This is a genomic window from Streptomyces sp. NPDC059456 (genome assembly GCF_042750055.1).
Lineage (GTDB): Bacteria > Actinomycetota > Actinomycetes > Streptomycetales > Streptomycetaceae > Streptomyces.
In genome coordinates, this window is the sequence record NZ_JBHYVA010000213.1 from 836 (window position 1) to 3,743 (window position 2,908).

Below are 2,908 nucleotides of genomic sequence, written 5' to 3' on the forward strand. Positions count from 1 at the left end.
GGCGGCCGACCGCCAGAGCCCCCCCCCGTCCCTTCGGGGGGTGGTCCTCTGCCGTTGCGATGCCGTCAGCGGTGCCACTGCCAGGCGTGGTCCACCGGGCCGATGCCGCCGCCGAGCGCGAAGCCGGCGGCGATGGCGCCGGTCACGTACTCCTTGGCCTCCATGACGGCCTGCGGGACGTCCTGCCCCTTGGCGAGGCCCGCGGCGATCGCACTGGCGAGGGTGCAGCCGGTGCCGTGGGTGTGCCGGTTGTCGTGGCGCGGGGCCCGCAGCCACAGCTGTGTGTCGCCGTCGGTGAGCAGGTCGGCGGCCTCGTTCCCGTGGGCGGCCAGGTGTCCGCCCTTGACGAGCGCCCACTCGGGTCCGTACGCGAGCACGGCGTCGGCGGCCCGCCGCATGTCGTCCTCGCTCTCGACGACCACGCCCGTGAGCTGCGTCACCTCGTCCAGGTTGGGGGTGGCCACGGTGGCCCGCGGCAGCAGTTCCTTGCGTACGGCGTCCAGCGCCGAGGCGGCCAGCAGCGCGTCCCCGTGCTTGGAGACGCCGACGGGGTCCACGACGGCGGGGGCGGAGGTGGCCGCGAGCAGTTCGGCGACCGTCTCCACCAGCGCGGTGGAGGCCAGCATGCCGGTCTTGACCGCCCGGACGCCGATGTCGTCGACGACGGCCCGGTACTGGGCCTTCACGGCCTCACCGGGCAGTTCCCAGACGCCCTGCACCCCGAGGGAGTTCTGCGCGGTCACGGCGGTCACCACGCTCATCCCGTGCACACCGAGCGCCAGCATGGTCTTCAGGTCGGCCTGGATCCCGGCGCCACCGCCGGAGTCCGATCCGGCGACGGTCAGGCACAGCGGTGGCGCGTCGGTCATCTCGAGGTCTCCTCGGTGGACGGGTCGGAGCCGAAGTGGTCCCAGCCGCCGGTGCTCGTCCAGGGAGCGCCGTCCACGGTCACCTGGGGCAGCGCGGACCGGTTCAGCACCTCCCCGATGACCTTCCACCGGGCCGGCAGCTTCACGTCGGGCGGGAAGGTCGCCACGATGGCGTGATCTTCTCCTCCGGTGAGCACCCACTGCAAGGGGTCGACGCCGACGGCCTGCCCGATGTCGTGCATCTGCGTCGGGATGTCGACGGCCGCCGAGCGCAGGTCGATCCGCACCTTGCTGGCCTCGGCGATGTGGCCGAGGTCGGCGATCAGGCCGTCGCTGACGTCGGTCATGGCGGTGGCGCCGAGCCCGGCGGCCGCGGGGCCCGCGTGGTACGGCGGCTCGGGGCGCCGGTGCGCCTCGACGAAGGCCCGCGGGGAGCGGAAGCCGCGCGAGAGCACGGCGAAACCGGCGGCGGACCAGCCCAGCCAGCCCGTGACGGCCACGACGTCGCCGGGCTGGGCGCCGGAGCGCAGCACGGGCTCGTGGTTGCGCAGGTCGCCGAGGGCGGTGATGGACACGGTGATGGTGTCTCCGCGGACGACGTCGCCGCCGACCACGGCCGCGCCGGCGACCTGGCATTCGTCGCGCAGGCCGTCCATCAGCTCGGTGGGCCAGGTGACCGGCAGCTCGGCCGGGACGACCAGGCCGAGCAGCAGGGCCGTCGGCACCGCGCCCATGGCGGCGATGTCGGCGAGGTTCTGCGCGGCGGCCTTGCGGCCGACGTCGTACGCCGTGGACCAGTCGCGCCGGAAGTGCCTGCCTTCCAGCAGGATGTCGGTGCTCGCCACGACCCGCCGGTCGGGGGCCGACACGACCGCGGCGTCGTCGCCCGGTCCGAGCCGGACCGCCGGGGTGGTGGTGAGCCGTGAGGTGAGCTCCCGAATGAGCCCGAACTCCCCCAGCTCGCCCACAGTGCCCTTCATCGCTGTGCCCCTTCTTGCCCAGTCCGCTTGCGGTCGCGAGCCGTCACAGCTCTGGGTACCGTCAACAGATACGTCAACTTCTGCTCTCCGTACGCCCCGCTGTGCGTGGCGCCGTGCCCCCGGGTCTCCCCGTGGTGCTCGGCAACGCGGTACCGTGGCGTCCCTTCTTCCCCGGGCCCACTCGCATCCCTGGGCCCACCCGAAGGTTAGGGGAATCGATCCTCGTGGCCGCCCTGGAGGTTCCGTGGTACAGGCGTACATCCTTATCCAGACCGAGGTGGGCAAGGCGTCGTTCGTCGCCGAGTCCATCAGCCAGATCGCGGGGGTGATCCAGGCCGAGGACGTGACGGGTCCGTACGACGTGATCGTCCGCGCCCAGGCCGACACCGTCGACGAACTCGGCCGCATGGTCGTCGCCAAGGTGCAGCAGGTGGAGGGCATCACCCGCACCCTGACCTGCCCGGTGGTCCATCTGTAGCCCCCGTCTACTCTTGGCCGGTGATGTCCGTACACCGCCGGCCCCTCCGTGTGCCCGCCCTGCCCGTACTGGCCGCCGTACTGGCCCTCGCGGGCTGTGCCCCGGGTGATTCCGAAGCCCGGGTGGAGCCGCCGCCCACGCCGCCCGCCGACGTCGCGGGGTTCTGTGCAGCACTGCACAAGGAACTCCCGGAGACGGTGGCCGGCCTGGCGCGGGCCAAGGCCCTGCCGGAGTCGGATCTGACGGCCGCGTGGGGCGGCTCGGCGATCGTACTGCGGTGCGGTGTCCCCAAGCCCCCCGAGATGGCCGATCCGAAGCAGGACGGCGTCGAGGTCAACGGCGTCCGGTGGCTCCTGCAGAAACTCCCCGACAGCGCCGGCGGGGGGTTCCGGTTCATCACCGGACTGCGCCTCGCGTACACGGAGGTCCGGGTCGACGCGGAGCATTCCACGGATGCGGGGATGCTGGTCGGCCTGTCCGCCGTCGTGGCCAGGACCGTACCCGAGGGGATCTCGTCGTACTGAGGGCCCCGCGCCGCCGAAGCCCGGGCGGGGGGCACCCCCCCCGCCCCCCCGGGGGGC

At 73.1% G+C, this 2,908-nt stretch carries 4 protein-coding genes; 2 read left to right on the forward strand and 2 right to left on the reverse strand.

Annotation, left to right across the window (positions count from 1 at the left end; genetic code table 11):
- Positions 1-65: 65 nt before the first annotated feature.
- The gene (gene thiD, locus ACFXA3_RS19940) at positions 66-869 is read right to left on the reverse strand and encodes a bifunctional hydroxymethylpyrimidine kinase/phosphomethylpyrimidine kinase (RefSeq protein WP_385188440.1); all 804 of its coding nucleotides are present in this window, start codon (positions 867-869) and stop codon (positions 66-68) included.
- Entirely contained in the window at positions 866-1,849 is a 984-nt protein-coding gene (locus tag ACFXA3_RS19945) for a thiamine-phosphate kinase (RefSeq protein WP_327278759.1), read from the reverse strand. Before ACFXA3_RS19945 ends, thiD begins: the two co-directional genes overlap by 4 nt.
- Positions 1,850-2,093: 244 nt before the next feature.
- Between ACFXA3_RS19945 and ACFXA3_RS19950 the strand changes: the two genes are divergently transcribed.
- Both ACFXA3_RS19950 and ACFXA3_RS19955 read left to right on the forward strand, forming a co-directional pair.
- Complete coding sequence (locus ACFXA3_RS19950; RefSeq protein ID WP_030298511.1) at positions 2,094-2,327, forward strand: Lrp/AsnC ligand binding domain-containing protein; 234 nt, start codon at positions 2,094-2,096, stop codon at positions 2,325-2,327.
- A gap of 23 nt (positions 2,328-2,350) precedes the next feature.
- Positions 2,351-2,851: a DUF3515 domain-containing protein gene (locus ACFXA3_RS19955; protein WP_385188452.1), complete on the forward strand. Its 501-nt coding sequence runs from the start codon at positions 2,351-2,353 to the stop codon at positions 2,849-2,851.
- Positions 2,852-2,908: the final 57 nt, after the last annotated feature.